The 17573-nt window shown below is 42.4% G+C and carries 13 protein-coding genes and 1 pseudogene; 5 read left to right on the top strand and 9 right to left on the bottom strand.

The features are described from left to right. Positions 1-248 precede the first annotated feature (248 nt). Together I3254_RS09165 and I3254_RS09170 are read right to left on the bottom strand one after the other, a co-directional pair. A complete protein-coding gene (locus tag I3254_RS09165) occupies positions 249-1556 on the bottom strand; it encodes a HEPN domain-containing protein (RefSeq protein WP_238052642.1) in 1308 nt (435 codons plus the stop codon). A 121-nt stretch (positions 1557-1677) separates the two neighbouring features. Next, a complete protein-coding gene (locus tag I3254_RS09170) occupies positions 1678-2145 on the bottom strand; it encodes an OsmC family protein (RefSeq protein WP_179799451.1) in 468 nt (155 codons plus the stop codon). 234 nt (positions 2146-2379) lie between these two features. Here I3254_RS09170 and I3254_RS09175 point away from each other — a divergent pair. Beyond that, positions 2380-2565, top strand: a pseudogene (locus I3254_RS09175) (C4-dicarboxylate ABC transporter substrate-binding protein); the annotation flags it as partial. A 538-nt stretch (positions 2566-3103) separates the two neighbouring features. After that, a complete protein-coding gene (locus I3254_RS09180; RefSeq protein ID WP_057759939.1) occupies positions 3104-3403 on the top strand; it encodes a hypothetical protein in 300 nt (99 codons plus the stop codon). 47 nt (positions 3404-3450) lie between these two features. On the opposite strand, the gene I3254_RS09185 is transcribed toward I3254_RS09180, so the two are convergent. Continuing rightward, positions 3451-4098: a glutathione S-transferase gene (locus tag I3254_RS09185; protein WP_238052643.1), complete on the bottom strand. Its 648-nt coding sequence runs from the start codon at positions 4096-4098 to the stop codon at positions 3451-3453. A gap of 95 nt (positions 4099-4193) precedes the next feature. Further along, complete coding sequence (locus tag I3254_RS09190; protein WP_238052644.1) at positions 4194-5777, bottom strand: phosphatase PAP2 family protein; 1584 nt, start codon at positions 5775-5777, stop codon at positions 4194-4196. A gap of 174 nt (positions 5778-5951) precedes the next feature. Between I3254_RS09190 and I3254_RS09195 the strand changes: the two genes are divergently transcribed. After that, positions 5952-6968, top strand: a complete 1017-nt coding sequence (locus I3254_RS09195; RefSeq protein ID WP_238052645.1) for a bile acid:sodium symporter family protein — start codon at positions 5952-5954, stop codon at positions 6966-6968. A gap of 199 nt (positions 6969-7167) precedes the next feature. On the opposite strand, the gene I3254_RS09200 is transcribed toward I3254_RS09195, so the two are convergent. The 4 genes from I3254_RS09200 to I3254_RS09215 all read right to left on the bottom strand — a co-directional run bounded on the left by I3254_RS09200 (position 7168) and on the right by I3254_RS09215 (position 11098). Continuing rightward, positions 7168-7971: an SDR family oxidoreductase gene (locus I3254_RS09200; RefSeq protein WP_238052646.1), complete on the bottom strand. Its 804-nt coding sequence runs from the start codon at positions 7969-7971 to the stop codon at positions 7168-7170. 14 nt (positions 7972-7985) lie between these two features. Then, positions 7986-8906: an SDR family oxidoreductase gene (locus I3254_RS09205; RefSeq protein ID WP_238052647.1), complete on the bottom strand. Its 921-nt coding sequence runs from the start codon at positions 8904-8906 to the stop codon at positions 7986-7988. A gap of 78 nt (positions 8907-8984) precedes the next feature. Then, positions 8985-9785 (bottom strand): bile acid:sodium symporter family protein, encoded by an 801-nt coding sequence (locus tag I3254_RS09210; protein WP_238052648.1) that lies wholly within the window; start codon positions 9783-9785, stop codon positions 8985-8987. Continuing rightward, on the bottom strand, positions 9782-11098 hold the full coding sequence (locus tag I3254_RS09215) for an NAD(P)-binding domain-containing protein (protein WP_238052649.1): 1317 nt from the start codon (positions 11096-11098) through the stop codon (positions 9782-9784). The genes I3254_RS09210 and I3254_RS09215 overlap by 4 nt, the downstream gene beginning before the upstream one ends. Before the next feature lie 396 nt (positions 11099-11494). Here I3254_RS09215 and I3254_RS09220 point away from each other — a divergent pair, with 396 nt between their 5' ends. After that, positions 11495-13798, top strand: coding sequence for a TonB-dependent receptor (locus tag I3254_RS09220; RefSeq protein ID WP_238052650.1), 2304 nt, complete (start codon positions 11495-11497; stop codon positions 13796-13798). A 96-nt stretch (positions 13799-13894) separates the two neighbouring features. Next, positions 13895-15685: a multidrug ABC transporter permease/ATP-binding protein gene (locus I3254_RS09225; protein WP_269117533.1), complete on the top strand. Its 1791-nt coding sequence runs from the start codon at positions 13895-13897 to the stop codon at positions 15683-15685. Between the two features lie 169 nt (positions 15686-15854). Here I3254_RS09225 and I3254_RS09230 read toward each other — a convergent pair whose 3' ends face one another. Next, positions 15855-17360, bottom strand: a complete 1506-nt coding sequence (locus I3254_RS09230) for a PepSY domain-containing protein (RefSeq protein WP_238052651.1) — start codon at positions 17358-17360, stop codon at positions 15855-15857. Positions 17361-17573: the final 213 nt, after the last annotated feature.

Here is a 17573-nt window from a genome sequence, read left to right on the forward strand (position 1 = left end):
GGCAATACTGGCTCAATTGGTTGTGACCGATTGAGCTTTGATGTTATGAATAGGGTCGTTAGCGAGTACTTTTCAGCGTAGAAGTGGTTAAAACGCGAGGTTATGCTGTTTTGTAAGATTAAAAGAAAAGTAAAGATTCATACTATTTAAGTATTGACGGTTGGCTTAGTGCCAAAAGTAGGCTGTGGTAACGCCTTGCTAGGAGGAAAAATAATGATTGGCTAAAATTACAAGTCGATGGCCAACAGTTATTTTTCTTTATTGAGCAACTTGTTAGACTCTGTAAGTATTGACGGCATACTGGATAATGCCAAAAATGCAAGTTGCTCTATATCTAAAGCAGGCTCAGAGTTGAAGTGCTTGTAATATCGCATATAATCAGGCCACTCTTCAATAAACCGACTTCCTCCATGTACCAGCTCATTTCGCAAGTCGAATAGCCACGTAATTTTTTCTTTCCAACCATTATTTTGTGGGAGTTCTGATACACCATTCACAATAGATTTCTCAACAGATCCTCTGTTCCCATAAAGCGCATCAAGAGCTACAAAATATTGAATATATGACTCGATATCTTTTGAATTCATACCTTTGTTAATAAAATGTGCGCATTTATTAATTCGATCTCTCTGTCCTTTTGGTAACCTAGCTTCCAGCTCATACCATGCTTTAATTTTATTTATGTCCTCAGCGTTTAATACCTTTTCCTCTAAATAGTATGGTAAGAGTTTACCTATTTCAGAGGTTGTAAACATATTAATATTTGAGTCTTTATGCGGAATTTGCATTGAATGCGAGTAAGCTCTTGCCATTACTTTATGAAGTCTATTTTTAGTGGATACAGCGTAAATGACAGAAAATAACTTTCTGAGTTTTAATGATGATGAAAATCTACTACCACTTAGTGTGCCTCTTGACTCAGTTATAAATAAATACTCATAGCTTAAGCGACTAAATTGAGTTGTCTCTCTATCTTTATAATTGCCAGTTTCAGGGTTTATATCATTGGTTACATATCCAATATCAGATAGTCTACTCCAATAAATTTTATCAGATTTATGTATGACATGGATTCTTTCTGACTCAATGAAAAATGTGTCTCCCGATATTCTTGGTGCGGTGTATATAACACACCAATCTGTAATAGAGGATTTGACATTTTTTATTATTTTTTCTAATAAGTACTTTGCAAAGTATTCAGTATTAGAAACTGAACGACATTCAAATAGTGTTTTCTTTCTGCCAAAACAGACATCGTCACTATTAAAAACATGCTTATCCACACATATTTCACGTAAAGTACTTCGTACGCTAGTTTGAATAGATTTATGATCACAGTCAGAAAATGAAGGATATTCAGTGATAATCATAAAAGATATATTTTCTACAAGTTTATAGGCTGCTTCTGTATACCACCACTCAATACCAAACCCACCAAAACTAAATGGATCGGTTCTCCCTGCGGAAAACTGTTCCATACCAAGCTTTTTATCTTCAGGTTCATTTAGGAGAATGTTCTTGGTAAGGGCAATAACTTGACCAATTAATTTTTTCATTACGCGAATACCATTTTGGAATGAGAATAATCTAACGTCTCACTAAGAGGCGAAAAATGGTTGGCTAAAATTAACAAAAAAGGGAAAACCAACTGTTTTTTCGTCCTTATTTGACACTTTATTAAACCACAATCTCCTTAACAACTTCAGTTTTTACCGAGTTCGCGATAAAGCATTGCTCATGCGCTTGATGATGCATTTTTTCAAGCTGCTCCATGGTCGGCTGCTTATCACCCGAAAATGTAACCTGCGGTTTTAATATCACTTTAGTCATTGAGATTTTACCATCGCTGTCTTTTTCCATAGTGCCTACCGCATTGTCTATGTATGAATCAATCACATATTTTCTTTTTGCGGCAATAGATAAAAAGAATAGCATATGACAGCTTGAAAGAGAGGCAACAAAAGCTTCTTCAGGATCTACATTTTCCTCAACAGAATAAGGCACCGGAACAACGTGAGGAGAAGACGAGGCTTGCACGACGACACCCCCATCAAAAACCCATTCGTGCTCTCGGCTATATTTATTATCAATATAGCTTTCTTGGCTGTCTCTCATCCAGTTGATTTTGGCAAAATACTCTGACATTTGAACTCCGTGTTGCAAATAGCCTAAATTTTTAGTGTTTATGCGACACACAGTTTTTGTTACATCACCGCTTATTGGGCTAAAGCGCTATCTGCTCGATGTATCAAGACTACAACCATATTCTTTAGGAACTAAGTTATCTTGGCGCTCATCTGTCTGTTCAGGCCAAGGACCTTTAAGGTCGAAGCAGAGTCTGGCGGTCGCCTCGTGTTCGATGCTGAAAATGCAAAACTCATAGCAGCAGCCAAAGCAAAAGGCGACACTATGATAGACATTCCTAATCCATTAAATGACCCACAGTGGAAAGGCCCATTAGAAGCGGGTACTAAAAAGTACCTAAACGATGTCGCAGCATTGGGTTTAGACCCTCAAGCTGTCTATGAAAAAACCAAAGAAGCTAGTGCGGCTTATAAGGTTTAAACGACATTACTCATTTATTAATCATTTAGGAGAGTAAATCGTGAAAGCCGCTATGAAATGGGGAGTGCTGTTTGCTTTAGCCAATGATCTTGATGAATACTGAGTTGATAATAGTCTGGTTTATTGAAAAATAATTAAACTTTTTTAATCACTAATGCATCTAATATACCTACATAAAAAGGGGCGACTTATCTTAAGTCGCCCCTTTTTATGTCTCATCACTTTTAGTCGCTTAAACCCTTTCAAGTCCACGCAAAAACTACCATACCTCTCGTATCATAGCTATGACTTCAGATGAAGTTGAGTAAGTATCATCTCTAAAGTGTTGCTAGCCTGCCGACCCTTAGCAAAAAGCTCCTAAGATTGTATTAATGGTTCAGTATCTGCTAGAAAAAGTCACCTTTCTTTAACTTTCATAAAAGTACGTAACGCTATAACTCGCTATTATCGATTTATTCAATCAAGCGACGTTCAATTCAGATATCTTTAACCATTCAATAAACACGCTTACTTATAATCCGCCTAAAAGGACCTTACTATGAAAAACTTCAACATGAAAAAAATCGCGATCAGCTCATTATTGGCCGTATCTACTTGCTTTGCTATGATTGGTCCAGCAAATGCGGCCCAACAAGTTGTCGTGGTCAAAGACAAGCATCAGACAAAACAAGCGGTCGTCGTTAAAGCAAAGCCCAAAGCGAAACAAGTGGTCGTGGTTAAAGCTAAACCTAAGGCCAAGCAAGTTGTCGTAGCGAAAGCAAAACCTAAAGCCAAAAAAGTAATCGTTGTTAAAGACAAACATCCAGCACAAAAGGTAGTCGTTGTGAAATCAAGATAGACCAAGCAAGACCGAAACCGTATACAGCTTATATAGAACCCACTATATTAAGAAGGGAACACCACTACCTCATCGTCTTCCTGCCATGGCTGAAACTTAGTCATGGCTTGTACAAATAACGGGTGTTCCAACCAATGTTGTAGCCACAGCTGTAGCTTGGGATAAGGCAATTCATAAAAGACATCACGATCTACATGGGCAAACTGGCGAACAAACGGCATGATACCAATATCAGCAACCGTCACGTTATTACCTAGTAGATAGGTATTCTTAGTCAATAGCGCTTCTAAATCCTGCAGAAAAATCTCACCCTGTTGCCGGTACTCTGTCTGAGTCATTTCAGGGTGACGATCAGCATACTTGTAGCGATCGAGCCACTGCTTAAACTCATTGTCGTTTTTTGCTATCAGTGCATTAGCCTCAGATAAAACCTTTTCATCTAGCAGTCCTTGAGGATCGTTTTTCTCAAGCGCCCACATCATGATCTCTGCACTCTCTTCAATGACGGATCCATCTGAAAGCTGTAAAACTGGCACCGTGCCTTTTGGACTAATCGCTAGCATCTGATCTGGCTTATTCTTTAACGTGATTTCTCGTAGCTCTACTGGTAACTCGGCGAATATTAGACCGAGACGAGCGCGCATAGCATAAGGACAGCGACGAAAAGAATATAAGCGAGGCAATAAGGTGTTCATAGATTCCTCCATAGTTGAATAGGACTTAAGCAAGAGGTAAAAAGAAAAATTAGCAGACGCAAACCTACTGACATTAATAGTTATTAAGGCGCTGTTTAATAGGTGACAGACTTATAATTGGCCATAGTTTCTACTAATGATTTTGGTAGATAAGCATCTTTCAGGTGCGCGTTCGGATAATGCTGCTCAATCCACGATTGATAGTTATAGACAGTTAGCGTACCACAATATAATAAATATAAAACCTGCACGCCGATACTACGCGACAGCCCCATTACGCAATGGAAATTGATAAGCGTGATAAAGCTACCATCTACTTTATCTTTATTATTGGTGACAAATGCCTGTGTCTCAGCTGATCGTATTAAAGCGTCAATTTGTTTGAATAGATTAATATAGTCTTGGAGCAATACATCATTTAATGGCTGCAAATCTAACAAAGGCAAATACAAGTAATGAACTGTTGTACTCACGCTGCTATTAGCAGCTATTCTAAGATTATGAGCGTGGCTAGATATCTCAGCAGCCAAATCAACAACAATTATCTGATGGCAAACTGCAGGCCGATTGCTTTCTAACGAACTTCGCAACTCTAATGAACTAGAACCAAACAACCAATACGTTAAATGACTACTTAGATCCGTCTGCATCAATCGAGGTGAAGCAACAACTTTGACCTTGTCATTAATAGCATATGGCGTGAGTGGATACTTTTGACTTTTGGAGAAAACTTTAAAATACCACTGTCCCAAAAATGACATGCCATTGTAAATAATAATGATTGGCACAAACTTCATCCAAGTATATACCGTGAGTCGACCGCTACTGGATTTTTGAAACCAGCGTGTATCTCGTATTGGCTTTTCCTGTTGATAGGCACAAGCCAACATCGTAAAACTAATCAACCAATATGAAGCGATAATAATGGCCAAATCTTCTACAACTTCAGACGCTATCATACTCATATTAGCAAAGTAAAACCCTGCTATCGCTATCAATAAGAACCCTATTACTCCTAGTATCAGATGCTTGATTACCAGTGCATTACGAATTCGATTTGAGAGTATCAGCACCAACACTGCCAATACTACCCCGCCGAACATATCTAGCAAATGATGTTGATACGTCAACACTGTCGACAGGGCAATCAATGTACATATGCCAGTCAGCAACAATCGATAAGCCGCTGAAATCCATCTCTTTTTAGACGCTACAACATCCCATAAGGATACGCCAAGCAACATGGCATAGCTGACATGCAATGATGGCAACTGATTAAATGGCTTGTCCACCAACTGCAAAAACTGGTAACCAAACTGCGTCCAATCATCAGGAATCGAACGACTAAATGAGAAACGAGCAGGATAAAAATAGAAGATTAAACAGGCAAAGATGGTCGCTAAGATTAGCCGATAGGTCAATAAGGATAATTGCGTAGACGTCCGTACTAAGAAAAAACTAGCCATAAATAAAATCAACGACCAGCTATAAGGAACAATCATAGCGGGAATGAAAGGAATCATACTGTCAAATGGCGTGGCAAGATTATGAATTTGCGATGGGTAGAGTGTATATAAAGATACGCTATAAACAGTCGTCAAATTATAAAGCAAATAAAATATCGATAACGCAAGACCTAGCTGCTTGAATCGATTTAAATTTGATGGAGTTTGCAACACCTAGTACCTCATTTGACTATTGAATAAATATTTCAAAAACTTTGGCAATATAATCATAGTTAAAGTTGTCATAATAGCAACTTATTGTTGGCTAAAAACTGCCCAAACCCATTGGAAATACAGTGGTTTTGAACTTATACTTGACTATTTTCCAGACTTAGAAGGATTTGAGAAATGCAGTTTTTGAGGGTGATAAGTCAGCAGTTGAGTCGATTTACGGCATTGGTTATTATTTTAGCGGCCGCAGTGACATTTATAGAGCCTGCGACTTTTTCTTGGGTGACAGGTGATACCCAAGTCATCGTTCTGGGTGTCATTATGCTCGCAATGGGTATGACGCTAGGTAAAGAAGACTATAAAGTGTTGGCCCAGCGCCCGCTTGATATTTTTATCGGTTCAATTATCCAATATACCATTATGCCGATTTTAGCGATTAGCGTGGCCAGATTGTTTGATTTATCGCCTGGGTTAACACTGGGTCTAGTATTGGTTGGTACTTGTCCTGGTGGTGTGTCTTCAAACATTATGAGCTACCTCGCCAAAGGTGATGTGGCGTTTTCGGTAGGTATGACCACCGTATCGACCATCATTGCACCGTTAGTGACGCCACTTTGGCTCAATTATTTGGTTGGTCAATCTGTAGAGATGGATGGCTGGGGTATGTTCCGCTTTATGCTATTAGTGACATTGTTGCCAGTCGCTATCGGCTCTATGTTAAACATACTATTTCAAAACAAGCACTGGTTTAATGATGTACGTGCGGTAATGCCAGGCGTGGCTGTATTAGCTTTCGCCGCTATCGTCGGTGGCGTTGCCGCTGTATTTGGTGATCAGTTCTTGCAGTCAGGGCTAGTCGTTATCTTGGCCATTGCGGTACACAATATCGTCGGCTATGTATTGGGCTACTACTCAGGTGCCTTATTTGGTATGAACAAACCCAAAAAACGCACCATATCTATCGAGGTTGGCGTACAAAACGCAGGGTTGGCCACGGGCTTAAGCACGAAGTTTTTCCCTGGCAATGCAGAGTCCGCTATCGCTGCCGCCGTCGCTTGTATTTGGCACTCTGTTTCTGGCTCTATATTGGCCAATATCTTCGCTTGGTGGGATAAGCGTCAGGAAGCGAAAAATCCTACCGTCATCGAGACTGAAGAGACCATGGAGCTTGGTAAACCAATAAGAAATCATTAGTACTAATAAAGATAATACTGAACTAGGTGATATTGAACCAGTTAGTAAAGTTAAAAAGCTATGCTAGATTATTATTTCTAGCATAGTGTTTTCTAATAAAGTACCTTCAAATATAGCGCTCTCCAGCATAGTATTTTTAGCATAACACTACTGATAATTTGCATGAACTGCTAGCCTCTCTTCTAGGTTCTTACGCAGTCTACCGTAACTCATTTCCAAAACGCTTACGCACCTGACGCAAGTATAAAGCTGGCGCAATACGCCACAGTAAACTGCCAAAGCGCGAGAGAGGGTCCGGCAATATCCAGCGTTTGCGCCGCTGCAAACCTTGATCGATCTGTTCGGCCATCCACTCAGCACTACGCATATTACCGATCATTGAGCGTGGATGCTTTGCGATACTGCCATCACGGCCGAGCGCGTGGTTCTCGATAGGTGTATCAAGAAAGCTGGGATAGACCATAAGTATATGTATACCCTCAGACTCTAGTTCCAAGCGCAGTACTTCAAAGAACTGGGTTAGCGCCCCTTTTGCCGCACAATATGCTGCCCGTCCAGGAACGGGCATCCAGCCAGCCATTGAGCCGATACAGATAATTTGACCTTTAGATTCTCTTAGCATCGGTAACGCAGCCATAGTCAGCTCCACTGCTCCTTGCCAATCTACCGCCATGACTTTGCGAAACACCGCAGGATCAGTCTGATGTGCTGGTGATCGATGGGTAATCCCAGCATTATTCACCAATAGATCAAGACGGCCAAAGCGTTCGCTAACTTGCTTAATGAGGCTAGCAATATCATCAATTTGAGTGATATCAGTGACGACTGTCATAACTCTAACTGAGTCCTCTAACTCACGAGCGCGGGCGATCAGCGCTTGCTCATCTATATCAGCGAGTACTAAGTGATGTCCAGCAGCATACCAGTGCTGTGCCATTGCCCAACCAAGTCCTGATGCAGCACCAGTGATTAAAGTAACATTTATTGATGACATTGGTGGCATTGATAATTCTCTCCCTATTTGGGTTTACGCAATCCATGACATTCGATGAAGTACTCGAAGGTTTCGGCAGACGTTTTTGCCAAAGAGTAACCAAACTCTTCTTTGAGTCGCCTGTTACTCAGTACTGGGCGATAATGCAAAAAATTAACCTGTTCTGGTCCCGTTGGTTTGCCACCCCATTTTGCCACTTGTAGGCCAGCTTTAACCAAACCCACTGGCAGGATCAATAGCGGTTTATTAAGTCGGTTTGCGATATCCCTCATCGTCAGTGCGCCATCGCCTGCCATATTGTAGATGCCAGATTTATCCTCGCGAATCCCCATCTCCATAGCGCTGATCACGTCTTGATCCCAAATAAACACAAAAGGCGACTCACTGCCTTTAAGCGCAAGCACACGCGGTGCCATAAACAGACTGGTAATTTGGTTGCGTGTATCAGCGCCTAGTATGGTGCCAGGTCGAAAGATCAGCTGCTGTAATTGTGGATGCTGCTCGCGAAAATCTGTAAGCATTTCCTCGACTTGTCTTTTGTGATCCGAGTAAGCAAACTCAGGGTTACCGCGTAGTCCATCCTGCTCATCAATCCATTCAGGATTGTCAGCGTGATATCCGTAAGCAGCACCCGAGCTGGTGAGCGTTATATGTGCGACACCTGCTTTGATGCAGCAATTAAGTACGTTACGCGTGCCATTAACATCGATATCATAGTCACGAGCACGATCTTTTGACGCTTGTAAGATAGAGGCGAGATGCACGACATGAGTGATACCCTCTTCTTTTAGTAACGTTGCCAAACCCTCGTCACGCACATCTAATATGTGAACATGATAATGAGCAGCCAGACGATTGCCCAGTTGATGGCCGATGTAACCTGCGGCACCAGTGATTAATATACGCTTGTTCACTATGCTTTCATTCGTTACGTTTTTATTCATAGGGTATCCGTGCCCAAACTTGTGAAAGTGTCAGTCCTGACACCAAATGCCATACGCCCCAGAACGCCGTGATCAGCATCATGCCACCTGCCTCTGGGAAAAAGTAAATAAAATAACCAGTCCTAGCCCTGAGTTTTGTATGCCTACTTCTAAAGTCACTGCGCGCCGATCCGCGACTGGCAACTTGAGCATCAGCCCCATGCCATAACCTAACGAAAGTGCCAATAAGTTATGACCAACGACCAGCCAAAAAAAGCTATGGAAACGCTCTAAAAATAGCGCGAAATTGCTAGAAAAAGCGATTGCGACAAAAGTCATTAGTACAAGTAGCGAGAAAATACGTAGCGGTTTTTGGATACGCACGACCAGACCTGGCAAGCGTCGCCCCGTTACCATCCCTAGCACTAAAGGTAACGCTAGCACTAATAGAACCAGTATCAGAATACTGCTAGGCTCAATCGTTATCTTTGTCAGATACTCACGTGTGTATGGGTTAAGCCAACCATAAAAGGCAAAATTGACTGGTGTTAATATAGCCGCAGCGAGACTTGATACTGCAGTCATACTGACTGACACCGCGACATTACCGCGTGCCAGCCAAGTCATAATGTTGGAAAAACTACCACCTGGGCAAGACGCTACCAAAATCATTCCTAGCGCCAACTCGGGATCGATATTCAACGCCCACGTAAACAGACACGTGGCTAGGGGCAATAGAAAGAATTGAGCAAACAGACCCGCTATTGGCGCAATGGGAGACAAAACGACACGCTTAAAATCTTCGAGACGTAAACTCAATGACACGCCAAACATCATCAGCGCCAAGATGAGATTGAGTAGAATCAAGCTCCGTGGCTCAAACGCCACTGCCGCTATCATACCTCTGATGCCAATACAGGCTGTTCTGTTTCAAGCTCGGCAATATGCTTGGACAGCGTTTCTAAGTATTCATCTTTATTTACATAATATGCCATACGTGCAAGCTTAATATAATCATAGCCACCATCGAGCGTTTTGCCTGCTCGCTGACGTTTCACTTTATTGAACTGTTTAACGGCTGCTGTATTTTTCTGACGCTGCTGAATATATAATGCGACAAGCCGTGCTTGTTGATTTCGACCCTCCCAGCCCAGCCCTGCTGCCTCAACCATACCCATCATAAATAAATTATCATGCTTAGGATGAAAGACATTCATATAAAGCTGCGGCGCGTCATGATTGGCAGGCCAATTGAGCTGCGCGCGCTCAATAAATGGATAATCAAGCAAGTATCCCGTCGCCATAAGAATCAAATCATAATCCTGACTTTCACCATCATTAAAGCTCACCGTATGCCCATCGATGCGGCGAATATCACGGCGCGCTTTAATATCACCATGACCCAAATGATGTAATACCAATGAATTGACCACAGGATGTGATTCATACATGCGATAGTTTGGGTTTGGCAGTCCATAATCAGAAGGTTTTCCGATGACCATACGAATCATCGCCGCATCCATGCGCTGCTTAACTGGACGCGGTAACTTTAGTTTTCCGCCTAGTGTGTCAATGGGCTGACCTTTGATAAATTTGGGCAGAAAGTAGTAGCCACGGCGCAGACTGATATCTACCGACTTGGCATGATGCACCGCATCAACAGCGATATCAGCACCCGAGTTACCACAGCCAACAATTAATACACGTTTGTCATTAAATACTGACGGGCTACGATATTCAGAAGAATGCATCAACGTGCCTGCAAACGTACCTGGCAAGCTTGGTATATTAGGGGTATGTAAAGTACCATTTGCCATGAGTACGCCATCAAACAGTCGCGATTGCTTTTGACCATTGCACTCGCTAACTAAGCGCCAACCATCCCCTTCAGGCACCATGCTGATCACGCGCGTGGAGAATTCATAGTGTGATTTTAGATTGAACGTATCTGAAAAGTCGCGGAAGTACTGACAGAGCTGGGTATGATGAGGATACGCTGCGACTGAGTCATTCATAGGAAACTCTTTGAACTCCGTCATACGCTTGGACGAAATCAAGTGGGCACTTTCATACATGGTACTGTGCGGATTATCGATATCCCATAGGCCCCCTACATCTGTGTATAGTTCAAAGCCGACAAAAGGAATATTGAGTTTTTGCAAATTTCTGGCTGCAGCGAGCCCCATTGGACCTGCTCCAATTACTGCGTACATAAGCGCCACCTTAAAAATCCATTTCAATTATATAAATCAGTCAATTCCGTTTGACTGCATCTCTGGTGGACGATACCAGCGTACTCCCTGCCCGTGATAAAACAATAGCATACATTGATACATGAACTGGCTCAAATGAATAAATTGTCCATATAGACTACTTATAATAGGTAAACCCATCCTCTGCTTTATACTTCTTTTTTACTTATCCTAAAAAACCTACTCTTCACCAGATGTAAAAGCACTGCCCTATTTATAGAGGATGCTATTAGCACCTTATCAAGCAACAGCCCTACTTTACTCAAACCTAGTATATTTAAAATTGACTCAGTAATTCATTGTAATAGAAATGATTATCATTATAATAACGATTTAAATTACATGCTGGAAATATTCATGCAACTGTCTCACTTATCTGCTGCTTTGTTTCGTCTTAACTCTCTGAATGTGTCTGGCGCTTCTCTACGATTAGCGTCCATACCCTCACGCTTGCTATCGACGAAATCGCTACCTCTAAAAACACTATGTTCAGTCATCATACTAACCACAAGTCACTCGGCATGGGCGCTAGTAGATGATGCAGATGCTCAAACCACCCCTAATGTGGTACTTGATACTATCGTCGTCACCAGTAGTGCTGATGCGTCAGCAGATGGGTTACCTAGCGCATATGAAGGTGGTCAGGTGGCGACAGGCAGCCGCGTCGGACTCTTGGGCAACCAAGACATCATGGACACGCCGTTCTCTACCACCTCATACACCAATGAATATATCACCAATCAGCAAGCCCAAAGTGTAGGCGATCTACTCAAAAAAGACCCAACCGTCCGCGTGGCAAGGGGTTTTGGTAACTTTCAAGAAGCCTACTTTATGCGCGGTTTCATCACCACATCAGATGATACGATGTTTAATGGCTTATACGGTATTTTGCCCCGACAGTATATCGCCACCGAATTATTTGAGCGTGTTGAAGTCCAACGCGGCGCTTCTGCCATGCTAAATGGTGCCGCACCTAGTGGCGGCAATGCTGGTGGTACGATTAACCTATTACCAAAACGTGCTAGTAATGACCCGCTACGTGAAGTGACGCTTGGTTATGGTCAAGGTGACCAAGGTAAGGTCGCGGTAGATGTCAGTGATCGCTTTGGTAGCGATGATGCTATTGGTGTTCGTTTTAATGCTGCTTATCAAGATGGTGACAGTGCTATCGATGATGAGTCGTCGACCTTGGGTCTGGCTGCCCTTGGTTTGGACTATAGAGGGGATCAGTATCGCCTATCAGCAGATTTAGGTTGGCAGGACAATAAACTTGAAGAAACCCGCCCTAGTGTCACTCTTGCAGGCGCTTCTAGAGTACCAAGTGCACCCAAAGGCTCAAAAAACTGGGTACAACCTTGGACGTATTCAAACGAAAAAGATGTATTCGGTACCATTAGAGGCGAATATGATTTTAATGACAGTATCACCGCTTATGGCGCTTACGGCATGCGACGTGGTGATGAAGACAATTCATTATCAGACCTTACTGTAACCAATACTAATGGTGCTGGCACTACCGCCCGTTTTGACAATATTCGTGAAGATAAAGTACAAAGTGCCGAGCTTGGTCTGCGTGGGCAATGGCAAACGGGGAAGATTGATCATGATTGGGTGATTGCAGCCGATCTTTATGATCAAGAAGAAAAAGGTGCGTATGCTTTTGAGGGTGCTCGTCCCAATAATTTATATCGCCCCATTAAATATCGTGATAACAGCTGGTCAGATACTGCTGTTTTCGTCGGTAACGCGAATAACCCAACACTCACTAACGAGAAAAAATTGCAAAGCTTTGCCCTAGCAGATACTTTTTCTCTATTTAATGACAAATTAAAAACCACATTAGGCGTGCGTCATCAGAACATAGAAACGACTAGCTATAACCCTGATACTCAAGCGCAAACAGGCAATTATGATGAAAGCAAATGGACACCTAGTGTCGGTATTGTTTATCAACCAACTATGGACTGGTCTGTCTATGGTAACTACATTGAAAGCCTAGCACCAGGAAAGAAAGCACCTCTAGATAATGGCGGCAACCCTGTTACCAATGCAGGACAAGACTTAGCCCCTTATGTTAGTGAGCAAACGGAAGTGGGCGTCAAATATGACAATGGTACAATTGGCAGTAGCTTAGCGATATTCCGTATAGATGCTGCACGTGCTTATATTGATGACACCAATACTTTTACAGCAAATGGTGAAAACCGTCATCAAGGTGCCGAGTTATCAATATTCGGTAGTCCAAGCGAAAACATGCGCTTGATCGCAGGTGTCAGTTATTTGAGTGCTAAGCAAAAAGATACGGGTGATGTAACATTGGACGGCAATCGAGTGATTGGTCTGCCCAAACTCCAAAGTAACGTTAACCTAGAGTATGATTTAGCCGCCGTTGAAGGACTGACATTGACGGGTGATATTATCCACACAGGCTCTCGTTATTCGGATAATGCCAATACCTTAAAGGTTGATGGTTATACTACCTTAGATTTGGGTGCACGCTATCGCACTATGCTAGCAGGACAAGACGTTACTCTAAAAGGTATGGTAACCAATGTCACAGGTGAAGATTATTGGCAGTCAGTGGGCGGTTATGCAGATTCAGGCTATCTAAATGCAGGTGAACCAACGGCCTTAAAAGTATCAGCAACGTTCGATTTTTAAGCTTTATTAGTAGGCTTTCTTAGGTTCTATAAAAGGGATTAGGCGCGACCTACTCCCTTTTCTGCTATCAAAAATTTATTTTATTACTGAGTTACTATGTCTTCTCGTACCACAGCGTCTTCTCATACCACAGCGTCCTCTCGTACGACCGCTTCTTTATATCATATGATTTGGGCGAATTATCGTCTGCCTTTTCTCAAAGTCATTCTGCTAAATTTGGTCAATGCCGCTGTCAGCGTGGGTATTATTGCCTATATCAATCATACCTTTATCAGTCAGCCAGTATTCGATACCTTATCTTGGTTAAGTTTGGCGCAGTTTTCACTGCTGGTGTTGTTACTGCTAGTAACGACATTTTTGTCGCAATATGCATTGACGCGATTGGGACATCGATTTGTCTATGAGCTTAGAACCAAATTGGTCAAACAAATCATCGATACCGCCGTGCCTCAGATAGACCATTTGGGTAGTGCACGCTTACTTGCCAGCTTATCCTCAGACATTCAATCGATTACCGTTGCTTTTGTCCGTATGCCAGAGCTGGTACAGGGTATTATTTTGTCTGTTGGCGTTGGGCTATATTTGGGCTGGTTATCGTTGCCATTATTGTTTATTGTCATGTTTTGGATTGTGATGACGATTTGGATCAGTACCATATTGGTCAAGCATGTCTATACGCATTTGACCGAGTTGAGAGAGATTAATGACGCATTATATCAGGACTATCAATCTATAATAGAAGGTCGTAAAGAGCTGGCACTTAACCAACACCGAGCAGAAAAACTGTATACAGATGATTTTTTGGCTCATGCCAAATCGTACGAGAAGACCGTGACTAAGTCTGATACTTTTCATTTATCAGCGGTGAACTGGTCCAATATTATGATGTTCGCATCGATTGGTATCGTGTTTGCAGTGGCCAATTATCTTGATATACCGATGGGAGTTGCCACTACTTTTTCTTTGACGATTTTGTTTATGCAGTCGCCGCTCCTACATGCGGTTGGCGCTTACCCAACATTGCAGACTGCTCAAGTTGCACTAGAAAAGATACAGTCTTTAGAATTGGCCGAGCATCAGCCGAGTTTTGCGACAGACACGGTTGCACAGGACTGGAAATCTATAACTCTGAATAATATCAATTATCGCTATGTAGGCAGTAGTAGTCATAATAGTAATGCACCAGACACAGGGGTTAATGATAATGCTCAAAATAGCGACAATAGTGATAGCAATCAAAACCCTACCAATAATATCTTAAAGTCCGTCAATTTAACCTTGCAACGAGGTGACGTGGTTTTCTTAATCGGTGCGAATGGTAGCGGTAAATCTACCCTTGCCAAAATCATTACTGGTATCTTTACTCCTACTACAGGAACGGTACAAGTCGATGGACAAAGCGTTAATTCAGAGAACAACGCCGATTTTAGACAGCTATTTTCCGCGATTTTTAGCGACCAACATCTATTTAAGCAACTGATTGGATATGAGGGCAATGAGCCTGATGCTGACCTAGTGTCTGACTGGCTGCATAAGCTCAATCTACAAGAAAAAGTAAGTGTGTCTGACCATAAACTCTCTACAGATAAGTTGTCGCAAGGTCAGAGAAAACGCTTGGCTATGCTAATCGCCGTCGCTGAACAAAAGGACATATTACTGCTCGATGAGTGGGCAGCCGACCAAGACCCTGCTTTTCGTCGCGTGTTTTACCAAACGCTCATCCCTGAGCTAAAAGCCATGGGTAAGACACTGTTTATCATCAGTCACGATGACGGTTATTTTGAACATGCTGATCGATTATTACTAATGAAAGAAGGCCGTCTCATTGAGCTAAATGCCGAAGAGCGACAGCGTGCCAGCAAAGATGCCATTGCTATGCTCAAGTAAGCAATGCTTTAACTACTAGCATGAACCGAGCTATTTCAAGCCCATAAAACGTTTGATCAACTTTAAGCTAAGTAGCAGTTAATCTAAGCATTTTTTAAGCGAAAAAAGGAGCGCCTTACTATAAGGCGCTCCTTTGCTATATCAAGAACAACGATATCTCACCGTTCGCTTATTTTAACCATTTCTGTAAAAACCCAACTCGAGAAATCACCAAAAAGTCTAATAGCGCGATAGCTATAATCGCGATAATAGCAGTCGGGAATATGATGGCCACAATTAATAAAGGAATAGCAAGCGGCCACCAGACGGAAACATTTAAGCCGCGAGCTGGTGGGTTTAATCCCGCGCTATCACTCGCCTGACGAGGGCGACGCTGCCACCACATGATATAGCCACTGACACAAATAGTGATTACTGCTAGGCAAAATAGTACATTAGCCAGTACGCTCCACCATCCGAGCGTGCCCATATGCAGCGCGATACCAGCCGCCATAAACTTACCAAACGCATTATAATCGTCAAAATGAATATCAGCTAAGACATTACCCGAATAACGGTCGATATGTACCGTACGATCTGCTATCGGACTTTTCATATCATAGCTCATTGAATCTTGGCTAATGGTCCAGACGCCTGTACTACCTTGTGGTAGGTTCAATTGATAACGCCCTACAAAACCGATTTCACGAGCGTAGCGATCCACTGTATCAATCATAATCGGGATATTAGCAGCGATACCATCTTTACCCATGGTCGTGCCTGACACAGGCATCGGCGTCAGCTCAAGCACCCAAGGAACTTCTTTGGTGTCGCTTGAGTTTAGAGCACTGCCATGCGTGGGTGCTTCAGTATGCGCTTCAGACGCTGCCGCACCATGTACATGCGGCGCTGGTGTAGACTCTTGCATAGCAGCGTGTTGACTGTGATCAATCGATACAGGAACAGGTGCAACGCCCCACTTACCCGCAGGAAACTGGCTCCATGCTTGCACCACTCTTTCGCCCCATACACCTGCCCATGCCATACCTGATATACAGAAAAACAGTAGCAGCACAGATATCCAACTACCCAATGTCGCATGAATCGTACGGATAAAAGAGCGCTTTTTCTTATTGGTTACCCTTTCACTAGGTATCAACATCGCTTTGACTGATTTACGTTTTTGCCACCACAGATACCAACCAGACAAAATCATTAAAATGGTTAATGATGCCGCCGTTTCTAACAAATAATCACCGACTTTGCCAATCAGCAAATCACTGTGAATATCGTTAAACGTATTATAAAGGCCGCTACTGGTAGGCACACTTTGAACGATATCGGCCGTATAAGGATTGACTGCCACCATATTGCTTTGGTCGTCTGATTTTATCTGAAACAAAGCCACCGTATCGGTATCACGAGGAGCGATATATTTAACCAGTGTGCTATCAGACAAGGTGCTCAGCGCGTTCTTTGCTTGAGTAGAGACAGGTGCTTGAACCGTAGACTCTGGCACGACAACCGTTAAGCGGTCGTTATCACGTCCTACTGTGTTGGACATAAACAGCATACCGAGCGCCGTTATCGCTAAGACAATTAAAAAGGGAGCAACAAAAATGCCTGCATAAAAATGCCAACGCCACACTGTGAAATAGCGTTGGTTATTGGTGGATTGGTTGGAGGGTGTGTCCATAAATGTGACCTTAAACAATCTTTGGTTGCTCAATAAACAACGTAAATCTATCGATAATAGTGATGTATCTGCTTGCAAGACCACTCTTAAAAGGTCTCGCAAAGAACTAGGATGACGCCGTATGATGACTGCAATACAGCGATGTAAAAATCCTACTGTAAATAATTGTATTCAGAATGCTGCTGCATAATACGAGAAAAATCTGACAAAAAC

The organism is Psychrobacter sp. Ps2 (genome assembly GCF_022129405.1).
In the GTDB taxonomy this organism is placed as follows: Bacteria; Pseudomonadota; Gammaproteobacteria; order Pseudomonadales; family Moraxellaceae; genus Psychrobacter.